Source organism: Streptomyces sp. NPDC085524, from assembly GCF_044541755.1.
Taxonomy (GTDB): Bacteria; Actinomycetota; Actinomycetes; order Streptomycetales; family Streptomycetaceae; genus Streptomyces.
In genome coordinates, this window is sequence record NZ_JBITTH010000019.1 from 66,278 (window position 1) to 87,418 (window position 21,141).

The 21,141-nt window shown below is 72.4% G+C and carries 20 protein-coding genes and 1 tRNA gene; 14 read left to right on the plus strand and 7 right to left on the minus strand.

The window, feature by feature from the left end:
* The first annotated feature begins 1 nt into the window (after position 1).
* From glp to ACIGFK_RS27100, 6 genes are all read left to right on the plus strand, one after another.
* On the plus strand, positions 2–1,363 hold the full coding sequence (gene glp, locus ACIGFK_RS27075) for a gephyrin-like molybdotransferase Glp (protein ID WP_400053913.1): 1,362 nt from the start codon (positions 2–4) through the stop codon (positions 1,361–1,363).
* Positions 1,364–1,436: 73 nt separating this feature from the next.
* Entirely contained in the window at positions 1,437–1,916 is a 480-nt protein-coding gene (gene moaC / locus ACIGFK_RS27080; RefSeq protein ID WP_376657456.1) for a cyclic pyranopterin monophosphate synthase MoaC, read from the plus strand.
* 92 nt (positions 1,917–2,008) lie between these two features.
* Positions 2,009–2,500 carry a molybdenum cofactor biosynthesis protein B gene (locus ACIGFK_RS27085; protein WP_400053957.1) on the plus strand — a complete coding sequence of 164 codons (492 nt, stop codon included), beginning with the start codon at positions 2,009–2,011 and terminating at the stop codon, positions 2,498–2,500.
* Positions 2,501–2,517: 17 nt separating this feature from the next.
* Positions 2,518–3,126 carry a GNAT family N-acetyltransferase gene (locus ACIGFK_RS27090; protein ID WP_376657455.1) on the plus strand — a complete coding sequence of 203 codons (609 nt, stop codon included), beginning with the start codon at positions 2,518–2,520 and terminating at the stop codon, positions 3,124–3,126.
* A 169-nt stretch (positions 3,127–3,295) separates the two neighbouring features.
* Positions 3,296–4,342: a hypothetical protein gene (locus ACIGFK_RS27095; protein WP_376657454.1), complete on the plus strand. Its 1,047-nt coding sequence runs from the start codon at positions 3,296–3,298 to the stop codon at positions 4,340–4,342.
* Between the two features lie 78 nt (positions 4,343–4,420).
* A tRNA-Ala gene (locus tag ACIGFK_RS27100) sits at positions 4,421–4,494 on the plus strand.
* Between the two features lie 270 nt (positions 4,495–4,764).
* Here the strand turns inward: ACIGFK_RS27100 and ACIGFK_RS27105 are convergent.
* The 3 genes from ACIGFK_RS27105 to ACIGFK_RS27115 all read right to left on the minus strand — a co-directional run bounded on the left by ACIGFK_RS27105 (position 4,765) and on the right by ACIGFK_RS27115 (position 7,752).
* Complete coding sequence (locus tag ACIGFK_RS27105) at positions 4,765–5,196, minus strand: ester cyclase (RefSeq protein ID WP_400053914.1); 432 nt, start codon at positions 5,194–5,196, stop codon at positions 4,765–4,767.
* Positions 5,197–5,332: 136 nt separating this feature from the next.
* Complete coding sequence (locus ACIGFK_RS27110; protein WP_400053915.1) at positions 5,333–6,880, minus strand: MFS transporter; 1,548 nt, start codon at positions 6,878–6,880, stop codon at positions 5,333–5,335.
* Positions 6,881–7,293: 413 nt separating this feature from the next.
* Entirely contained in the window at positions 7,294–7,752 is a 459-nt protein-coding gene (locus ACIGFK_RS27115; RefSeq protein WP_400053916.1) for a DUF6463 family protein, read from the minus strand.
* Between ACIGFK_RS27115 and ACIGFK_RS27120 the strand changes: the two genes are divergently transcribed.
* Both ACIGFK_RS27120 and ACIGFK_RS27125 read left to right on the plus strand, forming a co-directional pair.
* On the plus strand, positions 7,643–8,200 hold the full coding sequence (locus ACIGFK_RS27120; protein ID WP_400053917.1) for a TetR/AcrR family transcriptional regulator: 558 nt from the start codon (positions 7,643–7,645) through the stop codon (positions 8,198–8,200). The genes ACIGFK_RS27115 and ACIGFK_RS27120 overlap by 110 nt on opposite strands.
* Positions 8,187–9,539, plus strand: a complete 1,353-nt coding sequence (locus ACIGFK_RS27125; protein WP_400053918.1) for a CoA transferase — start codon at positions 8,187–8,189, stop codon at positions 9,537–9,539. Before ACIGFK_RS27120 ends, ACIGFK_RS27125 begins: the two co-directional genes overlap by 14 nt.
* Before the next feature lie 130 nt (positions 9,540–9,669).
* On the opposite strand, the gene ACIGFK_RS27130 is transcribed toward ACIGFK_RS27125, so the two are convergent.
* Both ACIGFK_RS27130 and ACIGFK_RS27135 read right to left on the minus strand, forming a co-directional pair.
* Positions 9,670–10,161, minus strand: a complete 492-nt coding sequence (locus tag ACIGFK_RS27130) for a GNAT family N-acetyltransferase (protein WP_386465029.1) — start codon at positions 10,159–10,161, stop codon at positions 9,670–9,672.
* 83 nt (positions 10,162–10,244) lie between these two features.
* Complete coding sequence (locus tag ACIGFK_RS27135; RefSeq protein ID WP_376661868.1) at positions 10,245–10,493, minus strand: hypothetical protein; 249 nt, start codon at positions 10,491–10,493, stop codon at positions 10,245–10,247.
* Between the two features lie 142 nt (positions 10,494–10,635).
* Between ACIGFK_RS27135 and ACIGFK_RS27140 the strand changes: the two genes are divergently transcribed.
* Both ACIGFK_RS27140 and ACIGFK_RS27145 read left to right on the plus strand, forming a co-directional pair.
* Positions 10,636–12,255, plus strand: a complete 1,620-nt coding sequence (locus tag ACIGFK_RS27140; protein WP_400053919.1) for a recombinase family protein — start codon at positions 10,636–10,638, stop codon at positions 12,253–12,255.
* A 35-nt stretch (positions 12,256–12,290) separates the two neighbouring features.
* A complete protein-coding gene (locus ACIGFK_RS27145; protein WP_376661866.1) occupies positions 12,291–13,094 on the plus strand; it encodes an exodeoxyribonuclease III in 804 nt (267 codons plus the stop codon).
* On the opposite strand, the gene ACIGFK_RS27150 is transcribed toward ACIGFK_RS27145, so the two are convergent.
* Positions 13,076–13,741 (minus strand): MerR family transcriptional regulator, encoded by a 666-nt coding sequence (locus tag ACIGFK_RS27150; RefSeq protein WP_376661865.1) that lies wholly within the window; start codon positions 13,739–13,741, stop codon positions 13,076–13,078. The genes ACIGFK_RS27145 and ACIGFK_RS27150 overlap by 19 nt on opposite strands.
* Positions 13,742–13,908: 167 nt before the next feature.
* Here ACIGFK_RS27150 and ACIGFK_RS27155 point away from each other — a divergent pair, with 167 nt between their 5' ends.
* The 4 genes from ACIGFK_RS27155 to ACIGFK_RS27170 all read left to right on the plus strand — a co-directional run bounded on the left by ACIGFK_RS27155 (position 13,909) and on the right by ACIGFK_RS27170 (position 17,718).
* On the plus strand, positions 13,909–15,654 hold the full coding sequence (locus ACIGFK_RS27155; protein ID WP_400053959.1) for a flavin-containing monooxygenase: 1,746 nt from the start codon (positions 13,909–13,911) through the stop codon (positions 15,652–15,654).
* Positions 15,651–16,577: an alpha/beta fold hydrolase gene (locus ACIGFK_RS27160; RefSeq protein ID WP_386465036.1), complete on the plus strand. Its 927-nt coding sequence runs from the start codon at positions 15,651–15,653 to the stop codon at positions 16,575–16,577. Before ACIGFK_RS27155 ends, ACIGFK_RS27160 begins: the two co-directional genes overlap by 4 nt.
* On the plus strand, positions 16,574–17,458 hold the full coding sequence (locus ACIGFK_RS27165; protein ID WP_376661863.1) for an SDR family oxidoreductase: 885 nt from the start codon (positions 16,574–16,576) through the stop codon (positions 17,456–17,458). The genes ACIGFK_RS27160 and ACIGFK_RS27165 overlap by 4 nt, the downstream gene beginning before the upstream one ends.
* Before the next feature lie 74 nt (positions 17,459–17,532).
* Positions 17,533–17,718: a hypothetical protein gene (locus ACIGFK_RS27170; protein ID WP_376661862.1), complete on the plus strand. Its 186-nt coding sequence runs from the start codon at positions 17,533–17,535 to the stop codon at positions 17,716–17,718.
* An 86-nt stretch (positions 17,719–17,804) separates the two neighbouring features.
* On the opposite strand, the gene ACIGFK_RS27175 is transcribed toward ACIGFK_RS27170, so the two are convergent.
* Positions 17,805–21,059: a S41 family peptidase gene (locus ACIGFK_RS27175; RefSeq protein ID WP_376660157.1), complete on the minus strand. Its 3,255-nt coding sequence runs from the start codon at positions 21,057–21,059 to the stop codon at positions 17,805–17,807.
* Positions 21,060–21,141 lie beyond the last annotated feature (82 nt).

The following is a 21,141-nucleotide window of genomic DNA, read 5'->3' on the forward strand; positions in this document are numbered from 1 at the left end:
CTTGAGCAGTTCCGCACCGCAGGAGACCGGCCACCGTCTGTGGTCCGTGGACGAGCACCTCGCGGACGTCCTCGCCGCCGTCCGCCCGCTGGAGCCGATCGAGCTCCAGCTGCTGGACGCCCAGGGCTGTGTCCTGGTCGAGGACGTCACCGTGCCCGTCGCCCTCCCGCCCTTCGACAACAGCTCCATGGACGGGTACGCCGTCCGGGTGGCCGACGTCCAGGGTGCGAGCGAGGAGTTCCCCGCGGTGCTGACGGTCGTCGGGGACGTCGCGGCGGGCAGCGGTGAGCTGCCCACCGTCGGCCCCGGCGAGGCCGCCCGCATCATGACCGGCGCCCCGCTCCCGCCCGGCGCCGAAGCCGTCGTACCGGTCGAGTGGACCGACGGCGGCACGGGCGGCGGCGCGGCCCTGGGGATGACCCCCGCCAGCACCGCCCCCGAGGGCGCGGCCGGCGAGGTGCGCGTGCACCGCGCCGCCGAGGCGCGGGCGCACGTCCGCTCCCGCGGCAGCGACGTACAGGCCGGGGACCTCGCCCTGGCCGCGGGGACCGTGCTCGGCCCGCCGCAGATCGCCCTGCTCGCCGCCATCGGGCGCGGCACCGTCCGGGTGCGGCCGCGGCCGCGCGTGGTCGTGCTGTCCACGGGCAGCGAGCTGGTCCAGCCGGGCGAGGCGCTGACAGCCGGGACGATCTACGACTCCAACAGCTTCGCGCTGGCCGCGGCCGCGCGGGACGCCGGGGCCATCGCCTACCGGGTCGGGGCGGTCGCGGACGACGCCGACACCCTGCGCTCCACCATCGAGGACCAGCTGATCCGGGCCGACCTGCTCGTCACCACGGGCGGGGTCAGCGTCGGCGCGTACGACGTGGTCAAGGAGGCGCTGTCCTCGATCGGACAGTCCGACGCGGGCGCCGACGGCACGGACGCCGCGGACGTCGACGGCGGGCGGATGGACTTCCGCAAGCTCGCCATGCAGCCCGGCAAGCCGCAGGGCTTCGGCACCATCGGCCCCGACCACACCCCGCTGCTGGCCCTGCCCGGCAACCCGGTGTCCTCGTACGTCTCCTTCGAGCTGTTCGTGCGCCCCGCCATCCGGGCGCTCATGGGGCTGCCCGACTCCGAGGTGCGCCGCCCCAGCGTGCGGGCGGTGCTGACGGCCGACAAGGCGCTCGGTTCCCCGGCCGGCCGCCGCCAGTTCCTGCGCGGCAAGTACGACGCGGAGAGCGGCACGGTCAGCCCGGTCGGCGGATCGGGCTCCCACCTGATCGCCGCGCTGGCGCACGCCGACTCGCTGATGGTCGTACCGGAGGACGTCACTTCGGTGGAGCCGGGCACCGAGCTGGAAGTGGTCCTGCTCGGCTGAACCGGGGCCGTTGCCGGTAGCGTGTGTCGCACCACACAGGCCCCGCGCGGGCCCAGAGCGGAGCGGCACAGCAATGAGTACCCAGAGCAGGCTGACCCACATCGACGAGGCCGGTGCGGCCCGGATGGTCGACGTCTCCGAGAAGGACGTCACCACCCGGACGGCCCGGGCCAGCGGACGGGTACGCGTCTCCCCCCGGGTGATCGAGCTGCTGCGCGGCGAGGGCGTGCCCAAGGGCGACGCCCTCGCGACGGCGCGGATCGCCGGGATCATGGGGGCCAAGAAGACCCCCGACCTGATCCCGCTGTGCCACCCGCTGGCGGTCTCGGGCGTGAAGGTCGACCTGAAGGTCGCCGACGACGCCGTCGAGATCCTCGCCACCGTCAAGACGACCGACCGCACGGGCGTCGAGATGGAGGCGCTGACCGCCGTCGCGGTCGCCGGACTCACCGTGATCGACATGGTGAAGGCCGTCGACAAGGGCGCCGTGATCACGGACGTCCGCGTGGAGGAGAAGACCGGCGGCAAGTCCGGCGACTGGGCGCGCTCGTGAACCCCCCGCGCGGCGGCGAGGTCCACAGCCACAGCCACAGCCACGCCGAACCCGCTCCGGCAGCTCCCGCGCCCGCTTCCACGGGCCGGGCGCTGGTCGTCACGGCCTCGAACCGGGCCTCGCAGGGCGTGTACGCCGACAAGGGCGGCCCGCTGCTCGCCGAGGCGCTGGGGGAACTCGGCTTCGCGGTGGACGGCCCCCGGGTCGTCCCGGACGGCGATCCCGTCGAGCAGGCGCTGCGCGAGGGCGTGGCCGCCGGGTACGACGTCATCCTGACCACCGGCGGAACCGGCATCTCGCCCACCGACCGCACCCCCGACGCCACCGCCCGGGTGCTGGACTACGAGATCCCGGGCATCCCGCAGGCCATCCGCGCGGAGGGCCTCGCGAAGGTGCCGACCGCCGCGCTGTCCCGGGGGCTGGCGGGCGTCGCCGGGCACACACTGATCGTGAACCTGCCGGGTTCCACGGGCGGCGTCCGCGACGGCCTCGCCGTCCTCTCCCGCGTCATCCCGCACGCCGTGGACCAGATCCGCGGCGGTGACCACGCCAGACCGGCGGAACCCTCCGGGAGCACGAGCTGAACGGCCCCACCTGGCCGGTGGTCCTGACCGACGGCGACGTCACCCTCCGGCCGATAAAACTGCGGGACCAGAAGGCCTGGCGGGAGGTCAACCGGCGCAACCGGGACTGGCTGCGGCCCTGGGAGGCCACCATTCCGCCGCCCGCCCCGTGGGGGCCGGTGATACAGCGGCCGACGTACCGCCAGATGGTCCGGCATCTGCGGGCGGAGGCGAACGCGGGCCGGATGCTGCCCTTCGTCATCGAGTACCAGGGCCGACTGGTCGGCCAGCTCACCGTCGCCGGGATCACCTGGGGCTCGATGTGCGCCGCCCACGTCGGCTACTGGGTGGACCGCGACGTGGCGGGCCGCGGGGTCATGCCCACGGCGGTCGCGCTCGCCGTGGACCACTGCTTCGCGAAGGTCGGACTGCACCGCATCGAGGTGTGCATCCGCCCCGAGAACGGGCCGAGCCGGAGGGTGGTGGAGAAGCTGGGCCTGCGCGAGGAGGGACTGCGTCCGCGCTACCTGCACATCGACGGCGCCTGGCGCGACCACCTCGTCTACGCGGTCACGGCGGAGGAGGTGCCGGAGGGGCTGCTGCGGCGCTGGCAGCGGTCCCGGCAGTCGGGTGCCCCGCCGAAATAGATAATCGATTATCCGTTCGATTTACCGAGGCTCGTATGCCCCCGGCAACCGATTTGCCCATAACCTGATCCGAAGAATCACAAAAAAAGTCCGTGATATCAGCGAGAACGCGCGACACACCGGCCCAATTGGCCGATCCCGTAGGCCGCGCCCCTCTACGGTGTGAGGTGTGAGCAGCAGCGGCCTCATCTACGCAGTCATTGTCGGGGCCTGGGCCGCCTACTTGGTGCCCATGTGGCTCCGGAGGCAGGACGAGCTGAACGAAGCCCGTCCGACGGAACGCTTCTCCACTGCCATTCGGCTGCTTTCCGGCCGGGCGGGAATGGAGCGCCGTTACGCCAAGGGGCTGCGTGAGCGCGGTGCCGAGGAGGCGGAGCCCCAGCCCCACGCGGACCCGGACGCGGTCACGGAGACGGTTGATTCCGTCGACGCCGACGCCCGGGCCCTTGGCGTGTCCCCGACCAGGGCGGAGCCGAGAGCGGCCACCGCCGAACGGGAGCACCGCGCGGAGCGGGCCCGGCGCGAACAGCGCCTCCAGGTCCTCGCGCGCCGCCGTCGCACCACGGCGCTCCTCTTCCTCGTCTTCACCCTCGGCGCGGTCGTCGCCGCGGTCGGCGGCGTGCGCTACCTGTGGGCCCCCGCCGTGCCCGCCCTGCTGCTGAGCGCGTACATCGTGCACCTGCGCGTCCAGGAGCGGCGCCGCTACGAGTTCACGATGGACCGGCGCCGCGCCGAGGCCGCCGCGCGCAGCCTGAGGGAGAACCGCCCGCGCCGCCGCGACCCCGAGGAGCCCGCGACACCGGGCGCCGAACCGGACCCCGCGCCACCGGTCTCCCCGCAGGAGGCCGGCCGGCGCGCGCTCGTCGAACAGACCGACCACGCCGAGTGGGTGGACCAGCAGCGCGAACGCGACCGCGGCCCCGGGCGCGGTGACAGCTGGGAGCCGGTCCCGGTCCCGCTGCCGACGTACGTGACCGCCCCGGTGGCCCCCCGCGCCACGGGCCCGGCGACCCCGGACGCCTGGAGCGCGACCCGCTCCAGCACGGCCGAACCGACGGACCCGCGCCTGCGCGCCCAGCTGCAGCCGCAGCCCGCGCCCGCGAAGCAGGAGCCGAAGCCCCAGTCCACCCCGCGCCCGCGAGGCCAGGGCCGGGGCCGCACGCCGCTGTTCGACCAGTACGAGAGCGACGACCGCCCGCGTGCCGCGAACGAGTGATGGGTGACCTGCGGGGACGCTCCGGGATACGCGTTTTGGAGCACCGCCGCAGGGATGCTAATGTTTCACACGTCGCAAGGGCCTGTGGCGCAGTCTGGTAGCGCACCTCGTTCGCATCGAGGGGGTCTGGGGTTCAAATCCCCACAGGTCCACAGACGACAGTTCGCGAGTAGCTCTCGGGAACGTCACGAGATCCCGTCCGGTCGGAAGACCGGGCGGGATCTCGGCGTTTTGGATCCCGTTCGAGACGGTGCCCCTGCGGGGCGCAGCCTTGTGAATCGTCCGGGATCGGCCGGGACGGCGGGCGGTTCGGCTGCGTGGGGCGTGGGTGCTGCTGTCGGACAGGCGTGAGCCCCTTGTGTGGTGCCGGGTTGTCAGGTGCGCGTGCCGGCCTTCATCGGCGGCCGGGGCGCTTCTCTCGGTCAGGCCCGCAACTGCTCGGTCAGACCGAGCTGGCTCATGATCGCTCCGGTGTCCAGATAGGCCCGGCCCTCCTGGATCTTGCCGTCCTTGACCTCGTAGATGTCGCAGGCGTGCAGTGTGACGTGACGTCCGGTGGCGGGCACGGTGCCCGCCTGCAGGACCAGGTCCCCGGTCTGTGTCCCGCTGCCCGTGTACTCGACGACCACCGTGTCCCCCTGGGACGTGAGGCGATCGAGGGTGAACGTGCCGTCGGGCATCGCGTTGAACAGGGTTTTGGCGAGCCAGGTGAACCCCTCCGGCCCCTCCAGCTTTCTCCCGCTGCCCTTGTCGATGAGAGTGCAGTCCGGAGCGACTGCCCCGGCGATGGCGTCGTAGTCCCGGTCGTTCCACGCCGTGAAGAGATCGCGGACGAGAGTCTCGTGGTCAGTCATGGGAACCTCCGCTCGGAGACATCCCCCTTCTTCCATGCTGACCCGCCGCGTTCGACCCCGCAGTCCAGACGCGACCGGCCGGGCGCCTGTCCGTCCCGTCCGGAACCCCGCATGGGGAGAGCAGCCGATCGATCCGTCACTCCTGTCGGCCCCGCGGTGCGGTCCGGCTCCGGCGGGGCATGAGCACGTACGCCGCCACGGCCAGGGCGAGCGGCAGGAGGCTCGTGACCAGCATGGTGAGCCTCAGGCCGTCGGTGAAGTCCAGCCCGAGGTCCAGTCCGGACTGCCGGAGCAGGTTCGGGTCGTATCCGGCGGTGCCCGGACTGTGCGCCATGGCGCTCCGTGTCGCGTCCACGGCCTGCTCGGCCTGGGTCGCCGACATACCGCGCGCATCGGCGTCGCTGAGCCACTGCCGTTGGAAGAAGAGGTTGAGCAGCAGGAGGTAGACGGCGGGGCCGAGCGCGTAGCCGGTCATTCCGAACGCCGGCTGAACGGAGGCCACTGCACCGGCCTTTCCGTCTGGGGCGTGCGAGAGGATGGTCTCGGCCACCGAGGCGGAGGCCACCAGCGAGCCGAGGTTGGTGAGCCAGGTGGCCAGTACGAGGATCCACAGCTCCATCGTGGGCGCGGCGGTGGCCGCCATCAGCAGCCCGCTCGCGACCAGCAACAGCAGGGCGGTGATGAGGACCGGCCGGGGGGTGTACTTCTCGATCAGGCGCCCGGCGAGGATGACGGCGCCTGCGATCAGCAGGGTGCCGGGCAGGAACAGCAGGCCGATCGTCTGCGGGGGCAGCGAAAGGATCACGCTGCCGAACTGCCCCAGGACGAAACTGAACCCCGCGGCGGCGAAGTTCAGCGTCAGACTGGACAGCGCGGCCACGGTGAACGCGCCGCTGCGGAACAGCGACAGCTCCAGGACCGGTTCGGGTGTCCGGCGCTCATGGAACACGAACAGCACGCCGGCGACCGCACTGATCACCAACGGCAGCCAGGCCTCGATCCGGGTGATCCCGTTCTCCGCCTCGGCGATGCCGTGGACGAGGGTCAGCAGGGCGAGGCCGACCAGGCTGACGCCGCCGACGTCGACTCCGCGGCGCTGCAGGACGGGAGGCTCGGTGACGAACCGGGCCGTCAGCCCGAGCGCGATCAGCGACAGCAGTGGGGCGACCAGGAACAGCCATCGCCAGCCGAGCGTCTCCGCCAGCCAGCCCCCGGCCGCGGGGGTCACCCCGCACAGCACCATCTCGATGGCCATGAAGATGCCGATGGCCGCCGGCCGTCTTTCCGCCGGCACCGACGCCTTGAGCAGGGCCAGCGACACTCCCAGCATCGCGGCCAGCGCCAGGCCGTCGAGGAGGCGCATCACCAGCAGGAACATGTAGCCGGGGGAGAGCGCGGAGAGCAGGTTGACGACGATGTCGCCGACCAGCCCCAGCATCAGCAGCCGCTTGAGCCCGAAGGCGTCCCCGAGACTGCCCACGGCGAGCACGGCGGCGGCGACGACCAGCGTCGCGGCACCTCCCAGGAACCCGACGACGTCGGGCGGCACGTTGAGGGCCCGGCTGATCTGCGGCATGTTCAGGCTGAGGATCAGCGGGTCGACGGCCGTGACCGTGAAAGCGAGGGAGAGCCCCGAGATGATGGGGAGGACCGCGATGGTGGATGGGGTCTCCGAAGTCGACACCGCAGCTCCCGTACGTCGGCCGACGCCGACCGCTCGTCGGACCGGCTGCAATCCGGTCCCGCTTCAGGCCCTTCTTCTCGCGGCCGAGCTGCGCGGCCCGATACCGGGTTCGTGAGGATGCGGATCCAGCACCGCTGCCGGCCGCCCTCCGCCCGTCCCGGTAAAGGCGTTGGAAGGATTCCGGTCCAGCCTTTCAGGGCGTCGGCCACGGTGCGTTCTCATCCGTACGCGGCCGGGGCAGGTTCACTCACCTGCACGCCGAATACGTCCGCTCCCGCTCCCGCACGTGAGAACCGCATGGTCCCCGCTGCTCGGCTCGCCGATCGTGGCCCTTCGGCTGCCTCGGCTGACACAGCACTCGATCCCGGCATTTGCGGGGCGCGTTCCTTGCGGCTGCCCGGGAGACCGCCCGGCTACGGCTTGGGGGCGGTCTCGCGGTGTGCGAGGAGGAGCAGGGTGACCGGGATCAGGCCGAGGGGGAAGCCGGCGGGTTCCAGGATCCAGCCGCTGAGGAGGACCCATGCGGCCAGGGTCCAGGGGACGTAGCGCGGCACCTCCTGGCCCGTGCGGGCCATCCGGGCGAGGAGCAGGCCGAGCAGGATCAGGGGTACGGCGAAGCTGCCCGGCAGGGACCAGAACAGGCGGAGCGAGTCCGTGTTGGCGGGAGTAATTACGGCACTGCTAGTTCCGATGCTCATAGTTTCGTGTGATGACCCCGTCGAGCCTTCGAAGCAACCCCCCGGCCGGCCGCGGGACGCCCGCGTGGACGAGGCGACCCGTGACGCCGTACGCGAGTTGGTGCCCGAAGCGGGGTACGCCGCGCTGACCATGGACGCCGTCGCCGCCAAGGCGCGGGTGGGCAAGGCGGCCATCTACCGCCGCTACGCCTCGCGCGGCGAACTGGTCTTCTCCGTGCTCGTGCACGGGCGCCGGCCGCAGCCGCTGCCGGACACCGGGACACTGCTCGGGGACCTCGCCGGGCTCGCCGGAGTGGTCCTCGCGGTGTTCTCCGATCCCGTCGTCGTTGCCGCGACCCCGGGGCTGCTCGCCGATCTGAAGCAGCAGCCCGAGATCGCCGCCCGCTTCCAGGAGACCTTCATCGCCGGGGAGCGCGAGCAGGTGGTGGCGCTGCTGGAACAGGCCCTGGAGAGGGGCGAGTTGAGCGCCCTGCCGGACCCGGTGATGGTGCACGCGGCCGTGCTCGGGACCGTCTTCGCGTGGGTGTTCCTGCTCGCGGGGCCGCCCGGGCCGGCACTCGCCCCGCGCATCGCCTCGATGGTGGCGGCCGGGATCGCAGAATGGGTCCATGACGATCGCTGATGCGGGTGGGCGGGACGGGGGCCTTGCGCAGGCCTGGGCGGCACTCGGCGGGGCGCCGGGCCTGGCGGGGCGCGTGCGGTACCGGGGGTCCGGGAATCTCGGCGAAGGGCCGCTGCCCGTTGCGGAGTTGGCGCGGTCCACGGTCGGGGCGTGCGCGCTGGCGGCGGGCGAGCTGGCCGCCGTACGGGCCGGAGGCGGGCCGCAGGACGTGGCTCCGGTGGTGGTGGACGAGGGCGCGGTCGCAACGGCGTTCGTCAGTGAGCGGCACCTGCGGGTGGCCGGGCGGGCCCCGGTGAACTTCGCGCCGCTGTCCGGCTTCTGGCGGGCGGCCGACGGGTGGGTGCGGACCCATGCCAACTACCCGCATCACGAAGCCGCGTTGGTGCGGGCGCTCGCGCTGCCGTCCGCGACGCCGGAGGCGCTGCGCGCCGCGGTGGAGCAGCGGCCGGCCGTCGGGGTGCAGGAGTCCGCGTACGCGGCGGGCGGACTGGCCGTCGCCGTGGCCGTGGCCTACGGGGAGCCGCAGCCGCTCGTGGAGCCCGTACGGGAATCGGGCGCGCGGGGGCGGCCGCTGGGACCGGCCCCCGCCGGGCGGCCCGCGGCCGGGGTGCGGGTGCTGGACCTGACCCGGGTCATCGCCGGGCCCGTGGCCACGCGGACGCTCGGACTGCTGGGCGCGGACGTGCTGCGCATCGACTCGCCGCGGCTGCCGGAGGCGGACGACGCGCACGCGGACACCGGCTTCGGGAAGCGGTCGGCGCTGCTGGACCTGGAGGCGGCGGAGGACCGGGCGGTGCTCGAGGGGCTGCTGGCCGAGGCCGACGTGGTGGTCTCGGGGTACCGGCCGGGGACGCTGGAGCGGTACGGGCTGGGCGCGGCGCAGCTGCTGGAGCGGTGGCCGGGGCTGGTGGTGGCCGAGCTGTGCGCGTGGGGGTGGCGGGAGTGGGGCCCGTGGGCCGGGCGGCGGGGGTTCGACTCGCTGGTGCAGGCGGGGTACGGGATCGCGGCGGCGTGCGCGGATTCGGGCGGGGTGCCCGGGGTGCTGCCGGCGCAGGCGCTGGACCACGGGACGGGGTACCTCGTGGCGGCCGGGGTGCTGAGGGCGCTGGCGGAAGGGGGCGGGCGGGGGCTGCGGTTCTCCCTCGCCGGGACGGGGTCGTGGCTGGTGCGGGGGCTTGCGCCGGCCGGGGCGGGCGGGGAGTACTCGGCGGAGCCGTGGCTGCGGGAGGCGGACTCGGGGTACGGGGTGCTCCGGTACGCCGCCAGTCCCCTCGGGGAGTGGGGGCGGGGGCCGTCCCGCTGGGGCACCGACGAGCCGGCCTGGCTCCCCCGGGGGTAGCGGGAGTGGGTGCGGCGCCGTTGCCGGGGGCGCTGCCCCGGACCCCCGCGCCTCAAACGCCGGAGGGGCTGGATTCACCTCCGGCGGGGTTGCGTCTGCCCGGCGGGGGTGGCGGGTGCGGCGGCTCGCGCTAGCGCAGGGGCTTGGACATGCAGCGGCTCGAGTCGTAGTGGCGGTAGAAGCCGAACTTGGCCGACATCGCGTAGCCCGAGGACAGGTACAGGGCGATCGCCTCCGGCTGCTGGTCGCCCGTTTCCAGGACCATGCGGGTGCGGCCCGCCTCGCGGGCGTCGTCCTCCAGGACGGCCAGGATGCGGCGGGCCAGGCCGAGGCCGCGGGCCTCCGGGACGACGTACATGCGCTTCAGCTCGGCGTCGCCGTCCGAGTAACCCTCGTCGTTCTCCTCCTGGCTGCGCCAGCCGCCGCTCGCGACCGGGGCGCCCGAGGCGTCGTAGGCGATCAGGTAGAGGCCCCGCGGCGGTACGAACATCGCCGGGTCAAGGAACGTTTCGTCACCCTCGCCGTCGTACCGCTCCTGGTATTCGAGCTGTACCTGGTCGTTGAGCTTGACCGCGTCCGGGTGGTCGTACGGCACGGCGCGGAGGTTTATACCGTGAGACATCCGAACATCTTACGGACCGGGCTCACCGCCCGAGCCCGGCGTGAGGGCTGCGCATGGTGGCAGGCCCCCGGAGGGTGCAGGTGCTACTTGCCCTTCAGGATTTGATCGACGCGACCGGTCGAGAGGCTGAGCTGCTCGGCGATCTCTCGCAGCTTGAGAGTCTTGCGCAGCTCGGTCACATCGTCCGTGCGGATCTTCCGCAGGTCCGCTTGCGCCTCCCGCAGGGTGCCGAGCAGTTCGGTCGCGGCAACTGCGCGCTCCGCCCCGGCGGGCATGGCGCGCACGGCTTCGATGGCCGTGCGGAGGAGAGTGGCGGGGGCCTGAGTGTCCATGTCAGAGATCCTAGCCCCCTCGGGATTTCGCCCTCTAGGGGCCTTGAATTTGTTTCTAGGTGTCTATAAATTCGACGTATTCGGAGCGCCGTGGGGGAGCCGGCGTGCCTTGTGTGCCAGTGAACAAGGGGGATTGCGTCTGATGAGTGCACCGGTCCGGTCGTCCAGGTCTGAGCCCTACGTCGGCTACATCAGGGTCTCCACCTGGAAGGAAGAGAAGATTTCACCGGAACTGCAGAAGGCGGCGATCGAAGGCTGGGCCCGCCGTACCGGACGTCGGATTGTCGAATGGGTTGTCGACCTCGACCACACCGGCCGGAACTTCAATCGTCAGGTCATGAGAGCCGTCGCCATGGTCGAAAAGGGCGAGGCGCTGGGCATCGTGGTCTGGAAGTACAGCCGATTCGGACGCTCTCGTGACGGCATTGCGATCAACCTCAAAAGGCTTGAGGATGCGGGCGGCCAACTGTTGTCGGCAACCGAGCAGGTTGATGCCCGGACGGCAACCGGGCGCCTCCAGAGGGGCATCCTGTTCGAGTTCGCGGCCTACGAGTCCGACAAGCTCGGTGAGCAGTGGCGCGAGACCCACGACCACCGCCGCTACAAGCTGGGGGTCCCTGCCGCCGGGCGCCCCCGCGCCGGCTACGTCTGGCACCCGCGCCGGGTGCCGGACGGCAAGGGCGGCTGGACCGTTCAGGAAGAACGCTACGAACCCGACATCGACAACGACGGGCCCGTCTACGCCGAGGCGTACCGCCGTTACGTCGATGGTGCTTCGTACTACGCCCTGTGCGGCTGGCTCAACACCGAGGGGCACTTCACGGTGCGAGGCAATCCCTGGAGCGTTCAGGTGCTCACGCGGTACATGGACTCCGGATTTCCGGCCGGCCTGCTTCGCGTGCACGACCCGGAATGCGCCTGCGGGCAAGCCGGCCGCTGCCTGAACCGCATCTTCGTCCCCGGCGCGCACGACGGGCTCATCTCGCCGGAACTCTGGCAGCAGTACCAGGACGAGCGCGATGGGAGGAGGAAGGCGCCACAGAGGTCCGCCAGACCCCTGTATCCGCTCACCGGCCTTGCCAGATGTGATCACTGCCGTGGTACCGCCCCGGTCGAGTCGGGAGAGCGCAATGGGCCGGACGGCCGGAAGGAGCTCGTCCGCGGGTACTCCTACTGCTGCGGCCGGCGCTCGGTGACGAGCACGCACGGGTGCCCCGGCTTCTGGGTTCGTCGATCCGTGGTCGAGCGTGCGCTGCACGACTGGATCGTTCGCGAAGCCGCGTCCGACGCCGCGCCGGCCGCCCGGTGTCAGCGCCCGACGGGGCAGGACGACAGGGTGTGGGCAGTAGGGGAACGTGTACGCCTGCAGATCGTGCTCGACAAACTCGACGCTGGACTCAGCAGGCTGCGCGCCGATCATGCCGTCAACCCGGACGACTATGCGCCGGGCGATTACGAATCGGCCCGGGACCGCATCAAAGAGCAGCGGAACCTCACGATCGCCCAGCTCGAAAGGATGGCTGCGGACGAGGGGGCAGGGGATCGTGCCGGCTTCGGGCCTTTGATCGCCGGGCTGGCAGAGGAGTGGGAGACGCTGCCGGACCCTGAAAAGAACGCGCTGCTCAAGCAGCTCGTTCGTCGAGTTGCCTTCAGGCGGGGAGAGGGGGGACCTGTGATCATCACTGTGCATCCGTTATGGGAGCCGGACCCTTGGGTCGACGGTGATGAGACGAACAGGCCTCCAGAGGGCTGTGGCGAGTAGGCTGCTCCCGTTTTGTGCGATGTGGGGAGAATTCTTTGATCACCGTTACCTCCGTGAATGTGAATGGGATCCGCGCCGCGGCCAAGAAGGGGTTCGTCCCGTGGCTGGCCGGGTCGGACGCCGACGTGGTCTGCCTGCAGGAGGTGCGGGCCGAGGAGGGGCAGATTCCGGAGGAGGCCCGGAAGCCCGAGGGGTGGCACACCGTGTTCGCGCCGGCCGCCGCCAAGGGGCGGGCGGGGGTCGCGCTGTACACGCGGCGGGTGCCCGAGCGGGTGCAGGTGGGATTCGGGAGTGACGAGTTCGACACCAGCGGGCGGTACATCGAGATCGATCTGCCCGGCGTGACCGTGGCCAGCCTCTACCTGCCCTCCGGGGAGGCCGGGACCGAGAAGCAGGACGAGAAGTACCGGTTCATGGGGGAGTTCCTCACCTACCTCGCCGAGCTGAAGGCACGGGCAGCCGCCGACGGGCGCGAGGTCGTGGTGTGCGGTGACTGGAACATCTGCCACCAGGAGGCCGACCTCAAGAACTGGAAGACCAACCGGAAGAACGCCGGCTTCCTGCCCGAGGAGCGGGAGTGGCTCGGGAAGGTGTACGCGGAGGCCGGGTACGTGGACGTGGTGCGCGGGCTGCACCCCGACACCGAGGGGCCGTACTCGTGGTGGTCCTACCGCGGGCGGGCCTTCGACAACGACGCCGGCTGGCGCATCGACCTCCAGGTGGCCACCCCGGGGCTGGCCGCGAAGGCCGTGAAGGCCTTCGTCGAGCGGGCCGAGACGCACCCCGAGCGGTGGTCCGACCACGCGCCCGTCACGGTGGTCTACGAGCTCGGGGTCTGATTCCCGTCCCCGCGGGACAGCAGGCGGTCCATCGCCATCGTGAGTTCCGCCTCGACGACGCTCTTCGCCAGCGGGCGCAGCCGGGTCACCGCGTCCCCGCCCGGTATGTGCGTGGCGATGAGCTCCGTGAACAGGGCCGCCATCGCGTCCGCGTGCGCGCGGACCTGGCGGCCCGTCTCCAGGACCGCCGCCAGCGGCACGCCCTCGCGGACGAGGTCGGAGGAGACGTCGAGCAGGCGGCGGCTCACGTGCACGATGGCGTCCCCGTCGATCGCCAGGTAGCCGAGGTCGAGCGAGGCGGCCAGGTTCTCCGGGGTGACCTCGCCCTCGAAGTAGTCGGCGAGGGCCTCGGGGGTGAGGCGCACCGGGGTCTCCTCCGACCAGCCGATGCCGAGCAGTTCGCCGAGCTGGCCGGCGTCGCGGCCGCTCTCGAACGCGGCGGTGAGTTCGGCGATGCCGCCGAGGGTGTGGCCGCGTTCCAGCAGGGCGGCGATGGTGCGCAGCCGGGCCAGGTGGTGTTCGTCGTACCAGGCGATCCGGCCCTCGCGGCGCGGCGGCGGCAGCAGCTTGCGCTCGCGGTAGAAGCGCAGGGTGCGCACGGGGATGCCGGCCGCCTCGGCCAGTTCCTCCGTACGGTACTCACGCACTGTGTCTGGTTCCGTCTCATCCTTCGCCACGGGCGCAGCCTATGGCGTACTGGCGGTAACTTTCCGCGCGCGACCCCTACCCATGAGTACGGGCCTGCTCTACTCTCCCGATTGTGCCAGTGATTGCTGGCAGTGTTGCAGATGCGGAAGGCGGCGGCATGGGCGGCATGGGCAAGGGCGAGCGCGTGCGTGAGCACGTACGCGTGGCGGTGATCGGGTCCGGGTTCGGCGGGCTCGGCGCGGCCGTGCGACTGCGGCGCGAGGGGATCACCGACTTCGTCGTACTGGAGCGGGCCGACTCGGTCGGCGGGACCTGGCGCGACAACAGCTACCCCGGGTGCGCGTGCGATGTGCCCTCCCACCTGTACTCGTTCTCGTTCGCGCCCAATCCCGACTGGCCCCGTACCTTCTCCGGGCAGCCGGCCATCCGCGCGTACCTCGAACACGTCGCCGACACCTTCGGGCTGCGCCGCCACATCCGGCTGGACCACGAGGTCCGGATGATGCGCTGGGACGCGGACGAGCTGCGCTGGGAGATCGAGACCGCGGGCGGGGACCTGACCGCCGACGTGGTCGTCTCCGCCACCGGTCCGCTGTCCGACCCGAAGATGCCGGAGGTCCCGGGGCTCGCCGAGTTCCCCGGCAAGGTCTTCCACTCCGCTCGCTGGGACCACGACTACGACCTCGCGGGCAAGCGCGTCGCCATGATCGGTACGGGTGCCTCCGCCATCCAGATCGTGCCGGCCATCGCGCCGGACGTGCAGCGGCTCACGCTGTTCCAGCGGACCCCTCCGTGGGTGATGCCGCGCACCGACCGGGCGATCACGGCCGTGGAGCGCTGGCTGCACCGCCAGCTGCCCTTCACCCGGGCGGCGCGGCGCGGGCTGCTGTGGGGGATCCGGGAGCTTCAGGTCAGCGCGTTCACGAAGCGGCCGAACCAGCTCGGGATCATCGAGTCGCTCGCCAAGGCCAACATGGCGCGCTCGATCAAGGACCCGGCGCTGCGGGCCGAGCTGACGCCCTCGTACCGGATCGGCTGCAAGCGGATCCTGCTGTCGAGCGAGTACTACCCGGCGCTGGCCCGGCCCAATGTGGACCTGGTCGCCTCGGGGCTGAAGGAGATCCGGGGCTCGGTGCTGGTGGCCGCGGACGGGACCGAGACCGAGGTAGACGCGATCGTCTTCGGTACGGGCTTCCACGTCACGGACATGCCGATCGCCGACCGGGTGGTGGGCGCGGAGGGCCAGACCCTCGCGGACGCCTGGAAGGACGGGATGCAGGCGCTGCGCGGGGCGACGGCGGCCGGCTTCCCGAACTGGATGACGATCATCGGCCCGAACACCGGGCTGGGGAACAGCTCGATGATCCTGATGATCGAGTCGCAGCTGAACTACATGGCGGACTACCTGCGCCAGCTGGGCGTGCTGGGCGGGAGGGTCGCGCTGGCGGCGCGGCCGTCGGCGGTGAACAAGTGGAACCGGCACGTGCAGGCGCGGATGGAGCGGACGGTGTGGAACACCGGCGGCTGCACCAGCTGGTACCTCGACGCGCAGGGGCGCAACACGACGGTGTGGCCGGGGACGACCGGGGAGTTCCGCCGCGAGACCCGGGCGGTGGACCTCTCCGAGTACGAGGTCGTACGCCTCCGGGACCGTGAGCGGGTCCCAGCCGCCGTGGGGGCCGGTGCGGCGCCGTTGCCGGGGGCGCTGCCCCCGGACCCCCGCGCCTCAAACGCCGGCGGGGCTGAATTCGCCCCCGGCGGGGCTTCGGAGAACGGCGGGGCCGGGATTGCCCCCAGCGGGGCCGGAAAGGGTCGGCCCGCCGACCAGGTGAAGGCGAAGGCGGCGCCCAGGGCGCCGAAGGGCCGTCCGGGAGCCGGGGCTGCCGCGGGGGACCAGGAGGGCGCGGCATGAGCCGCGCAGCGCACGTCACCTCCGGGGTCTACGCGCCGCCCGTCGCGCGGCGGGAGGCCGTCGCCGTGTCGGCCGACGGGGCCCGGCTGCACGTCGAGGTGCACGGGGAGGAGGGGGCGCCGGCCGTGGTGCTGGCGCACGGGTGGACCTGTTCCACCGCCTTCTGGGCCGCCCAGATACGGGAACTGGCCAAGGGGCACCGGGTCATCGCCTACGACCAGCGCGGCCACGGCCGCAGCCCCGCCGCGGCCGCGCACAGTACGACCGCCCTCGCCGACGACCTCGTCGCGGTGCTGGGGGCCACCCTGGCCCCCGGGGAACGGGCGGTCGTCGCCGGGCACTCCATGGGCGGCATGACGATCATGGCGGCCGCCGGGCGGCCGGAGTTCGCCGAGCACGCCGCCGCCGCGCTGCTGTGCAGCACCGGCAGCTCCCGGCTGGTCGAGGAGGCGCGGGTGCTGCCGCTGCGCGCCGGGCGCGCGCGGACCCGTATCACCGGCGCGGTACTCGGCTCCCGGGCCCCGCTCGGGCCGGTCACGCCCGTCGCCCGGAAGGTGCTCAAGTACGCCACCATGGGCCCCGGCTCCGCCCCCGACCGGGTCGAGGCCTGCGCCCGCATCGTGCACGCCTGTCCCACCAAGGTGCGGCACGCGTGGTCCGAGGTGCTGGCGGGGCTCGACCTCGACGCGGACCTGGCCGCGCTCACCGTGCCCACCGCGGTGATCGGCGGCACCGCCGACCGGCTCACCCCGGTCGTGCACGCCCGCCGCCTGGCCGCCGCACTGCCGGACTGCGCCGGGCTGACGGAGCTGACCGGCATGGGGCACATGACGCCGGTCGAGGCCCCCGAAGCCGTCACCCGCGTGATCCGCGAACTCGTCGACACGCACTTGAACACGGACGTGAAGGAGAAGACGGCATGAGCTCCCACCGCAGTCTGGAAGGCCAGGTCGCCGTCGTCACCGGCGCCGCCCGCGGGGTCGGCGAACTGCTCGCCCGCAAGCTGTCCGCGCGCGGCGCGAAGATCGCGCTCGTCGGGCTCGAGCCGGAGGCCCTCAAGGAGGTCTCCGAGCGGCTGCACACCGACAGCGACCACTGGTACGCCGACGTCACCGACCACGAGGCCATGGCGCGCGTGGCACAGGAGGTCAAGCAGCGCTTCGGCAAGGTCGACATCGTCGTCGCGAACGCGGGCGTCGCCGCCGGCGGGCCGTTCACCGACTCGGACCCCGACGCCTGGCGCCGGGTCATCGAGGTCAACCTCATCGGCGGGGCCGTCACGGCCCGCGCCTTCCTGCCCGTACTGATGGAGAGCCGCGGCTACTTCCTGCAGATCGCCTCGCTCGCCGCGATCACCCCGGCCCCGATGATGACCGCGTACTGCGCCTCCAAGTCGGGCGTCGAGGCCTTCGCACACTGCCTGCGCGCCGAGGTCGGCTACAAGGGCGTCAAGGTCGGCGTCGGCTACCTCTCCTGGACCGACACCGACATGGTGCGCGGCGCCGACCAGGACGAGGTGATGCGCGAGCTGCGCCAGCGGCTCCCGTGGCCCTCCAACCGCACCTACCCGCTGGGCCCGGCCGTCGACCGGATCGTGGCGGGCATCGAGCGGCGCTCGGCGCACGTGTACGCGCAGTGGTGGCTGCGCGGCATGCAGGGGATGCGCGGCTACCTGCCCGGGATCATCGCGACGGTCGGACAGCGGGAGATGAAGCGGTTCGAACCGCGGCTGGCCGGTGTATCCAAGGGGCTCGTGGGCGCGGGCGGGGCCGCGGACGAGAAGGAGCGCACCGTCGGCCGCTGATCGAAATGCGCGGTTCGTCCCGTCGTGCAAGTCTGATCGGGCCCCACCCCCTACACCCCGCACGGAGTGAAAGCATGGGTATCAAGGACCAGTTCCAGGACAAGGCCGAACGGCTCGGGCAGAAGGCGAAGCCGGAGGCCGGCGGAGCGAAGGACGAAGCCGCCGCACGCTCTTCGCAGGCCGCGGAACGGGCGAAGGGGCAGCCGCGGGAGGCGGGCGACAAGGCCCGTGCCCGGTTCGACGACGACTTCGACGCCTGACCGCGACACGTACGGCGCCGAGGGGCGCGGTTCCCGCAGCTGCGGGAACCGCGCCCCTTCCGTGTGCGCCGGCTGCTGTGCGCCGGCTACCGCGGCGGCAGCTTCGGGCGGCGGCGGTCCGGGACGTCCGTGTAGCCGGGCGGGACCGCGGCCGGGTCCTGTTCCAGCAGCTCCAGCGCCAGGTGCACGGCGTCGTCGAGCTGGGCGTGCCGGCCCTCCGCCCAGTCGAGCGGGGTGCGCAGGATCTCCAGGTCGGGTTCCACGCCGTGGTTCTCCACCGACCAGCCGTACTCGGGGAACCAGGCGGCGTTCATCGGCACCGTGATCACCGTGCCGTCGCCGAGGGTGTGCCGGCCCGTCATGCCGACCACCCCGCCCCAGGTGCGCTGGCCGACCACCGGGCCGAGGCCCAGCAGTTTGAACGCCGCGGTGATCATGTCCCCGTCCGAGGAGGTCGCCTCGTCGGCCAGCGCCACGATCGGACCGCGGGGCGCGTTGGAGGCGTAACTGACGGGCTGCGCGTTGCGCGTGAGGTCCCAGCCCAGGATGGAGCGGGTCAGCTTCTCCACCACCAGCTCGCTGATGTGCCCGCCCGCGTTGCCGCGTACGTCCACGATCAGCGCGGGCCGGGACATCTCCATGCGCAGGTCGCGGTTGAACTGCGCCCAGCCCGAGCCGCCCATGTCGGGGATGTGCAGGTAGCCGCACCGGCCGCCGCTGAGCTCGCGGACCACCGCGCGCCGCTTGGCGACCCAGTCCTGGTAGCGCAGCGGCCGTTCGTCGATCAGCGGAACGATCGCCACCCGGCGGGCCGGGCCCTCGCCCTCGGCCGGGGTGAAGGTCAGCTCGACGGTGGTGCCGCCCGCCGCCGACAGCAGCGGGTAGGGCCCGGTCACCGGGTCCACGGGCCGGCCGTCGACGTGGGTGAGCACGGCGCCCTCCCGGATGCCGGTGCCGGCCAGCGGGGAGCGGGCCTTGGAGTCGGAGGACTCGCCGGGCAGGATGCGGCTGACCACCCACGCCCCGTCCCGGGGGACGAGGTTGGCGCCGAGCAGTCCGATGGCGCGCTGGTAGTGCGGGGGGCCCTCGTTGCGGCGCGCGGGCGAGACGTAGGCGTGCGAGGTGCCCAGTTCGCCGAGGACCTCGCGCAGCAGGTCTGCGAACTCGTCGGGGGAGGCGACCCGTTCGACCAGGGGGCGGTACTGGCGCAGTACGCCGTCCCAGTCGATGCCGCACATCTTCGGCTCCCAGAAGTACGCGCGGATGATCCGCCCGGCCTCCTCGAAGGCCTGGCGCCACTCGGCCGCCGGGTCCACCTCGTGCAGGATGCGCCGCAGGTCGAGGTAGACAGTCGAGTCGCTGTCGCCGGACTCGGTGGCGGGTACCGCGCGCAGGTCGCCGTCGTCGTTGATGACGAGCCGGGTGCCGTCGCCGCTGACTGCGAACCAGTCCAGCCCGGAGGCCAGTTCCGTCTTGCGGGCCTTGGTGAGGTCGAAGTACTCCAGTGTCGGCTTGCCGCTGATGTCGTTCGGGTTGGCGAAGGTCTCGCCGAGCGCGCCCGAGATGGGCCAGCGCAGCCAGACCAGCCCGCCGCCGTTCACCGGGTACAGGGCCGAGTACTTGGACGCGGTCACGGGGAAGGGCGTGACCCGGCTCTCCAGCCCCTCCACCTCGACGGTCACCGTGCCGTCGCCCGTGTCGCCCTCCGCGGGGTCGAGTCCGCCCGCGGCGGGCCGGCCCTCGGCGGAGAGCGCGAAGGGGGAGGGGGTGGCCGAGGACAGCGGCACCAGGTAGGGGCGGCAGCCCAGGGGGAAGGAGAGGTCGCCGGTGTGCACGTCGTAGACCGGGTCGAAGCCGCGCCAGGACAGGAAGGCCAGGTAGCGGCCGTCCCGGGTGAAGACCGGGTTCTCGTCCGCGAAGCGGCCGTTGGTGACGTCGACGATGACGTGCGGCCCCGGGCCGGAGATCCGGGCCATCTTGATCTGCCGCAGCGAGCGCCCGATGCCCGGGTGCGACCAGGTCAGCCAGGCTCCGTCGGGGGAGAACGCCAGGTCGGTGACGGGCCCGTTGATGGACGTGATGAGCTCGGTGACCTCCCCGTCGGACTCCTCCGCGGCGTCGATGAGCAGCAGCCGCCCGTCGTCGGAGGCGATCGCGAGCCGCTCCCCGTCCGGGTCGGACAGCAGTTCCAGTACGCGGCCCAGCTCGCCGGAGGCCAGCCGGCGCGGCTCCCGGTCGCCGGAGGCCCGGGGGAGGTAGGCGATCTCGATCGCGTCCTCGCCCTCGGCGTCCGTCACGTAGGCGACCTGGCCGCCGGAGCCGAGCATCTCGGGCAGCCGCACCCGTACTCCCGGGGTGTCGGCGATGGTCCGGGCCGGCCCGTCGCGGTGGGTCAGCCAGTACAGGCTGCCGCGCACGACGACGGCGCTGGCCCGGCCGGTGGTGTCGACGGAGAGGGAGTCGACGTGGCTGGCGGCCGGCACCTGGTAGGTGCGCCGGCCGGCGCGCGGGCCGCCGAGCCGGACGTCGAGCTTGCGCGGCACGGAGCCGGGGGCGAGGGAGTCGACGAGCCAGATCTCCCCGGCGCACTGGTAGACGACCCGGCGGCCGTCGCTGGAGGCGTGCCGGGCGTAGAACTCCTCGTGGTCGGTGTGGCGGCGCAGGTCGGTGCCGTCGTGCCGGCAGGAGTACAGGTTGCCGACGCCCTCGTGGTCGGAGAGGAAGGCGATGCGGCCGTCCACGAACATGGCGGCGTCGAGGTGGCCCTCGACGTCCTCCAGCAGCCGTTTGCCGTGCAGCCACAGCCGGCCGGTGGCGCCGCCCCGGTAGCGCTTCCAGGCGGCGGGTTCGTGCGGCGGCTTGCCGGTGAGCAGCAGGGTGCGGTGCTCCCCGTCGATGTCGGCGACCTGGATGTCGGAGACGGGCCCCCAGGGCAGGCGCCCGCCGGGGCTGCCGTCCGTCGGCACCTTGTAGGCCCAGGAGTAGTAGGAGAAGGGCTGGCCCTGGGAGGTGACCGCGAGGACGTTGCCGTCCGGGTCCCATCCGCAGACGCGGGTGTCGGTGGCGCCCCAGTAGCTCAGCCGGCGGACCGGCCCGCCGTCCACGGGGGCGAGGTGGATCTCGGGGTCCAGGCTGCGCCAGTTGGTGTAGGCGATGTGCCTGCCGTCGGGGGAGAAGCGGGGGTGGCCGACCCGGGTCCGGTCGACGGTGAGCCGCCAGGCCCGGCCGACCGGATCTCCAGGGGGAACCAAGGGTGCGACCCAAAGATCGTCCTCGGTGGCGAAGCACAGGAGGTCGTCGTGCAGATGCGGGAAGCGGAGGTACGCGACGTCGTGACTCACCCCACAATGCTTTCCGCGCCGGAGGGGCCTGGCAACTCGTACAGGTGATCCAGACCACTCCCATTATCGAAACGGAACGGTT

Excerpts from the sequence above, each read along its gene's own strand:
- moaC (WP_376657456.1), top strand. The coding sequence starts at position 1,437 with ATGAGTACCCAGAGCAGGCTGACCCACATCGACGAGGCCGGTGCGGCC.
- ACIGFK_RS27105 (WP_400053914.1), bottom strand. The coding sequence starts at position 5,196 with ATGACTGACCACGAGACTCTCGTCCGCGATCTCTTCACGGCGTGGAAC.
- ACIGFK_RS27115 (WP_400053916.1), bottom strand. The coding sequence starts at position 7,752 with ATGGCCGCCTTGCCCACCCGCGCCTTGGCGGCGACGGCGTCCATGGTC.
- ACIGFK_RS27125 (WP_400053918.1), top strand. The coding sequence starts at position 8,187 with ATGACGATCGCTGATGCGGGTGGGCGGGACGGGGGCCTTGCGCAGGCC.
- ACIGFK_RS27130 (WP_386465029.1), bottom strand. The coding sequence starts at position 10,161 with ATGTCTCACGGTATAAACCTCCGCGCCGTGCCGTACGACCACCCGGAC.
- ACIGFK_RS27135 (WP_376661868.1), bottom strand. The coding sequence starts at position 10,493 with ATGGACACTCAGGCCCCCGCCACTCTCCTCCGCACGGCCATCGAAGCC.
- ACIGFK_RS27140 (WP_400053919.1), top strand. The coding sequence starts at position 10,636 with ATGAGTGCACCGGTCCGGTCGTCCAGGTCTGAGCCCTACGTCGGCTAC.
- ACIGFK_RS27155 (WP_400053959.1), top strand. The coding sequence starts at position 13,909 with ATGGGCAAGGGCGAGCGCGTGCGTGAGCACGTACGCGTGGCGGTGATC.
- ACIGFK_RS27160 (WP_386465036.1), top strand. The coding sequence starts at position 15,651 with ATGAGCCGCGCAGCGCACGTCACCTCCGGGGTCTACGCGCCGCCCGTC.
- ACIGFK_RS27165 (WP_376661863.1), top strand. The coding sequence starts at position 16,574 with ATGAGCTCCCACCGCAGTCTGGAAGGCCAGGTCGCCGTCGTCACCGGC.
- ACIGFK_RS27170 (WP_376661862.1), top strand. The coding sequence starts at position 17,533 with ATGGGTATCAAGGACCAGTTCCAGGACAAGGCCGAACGGCTCGGGCAG.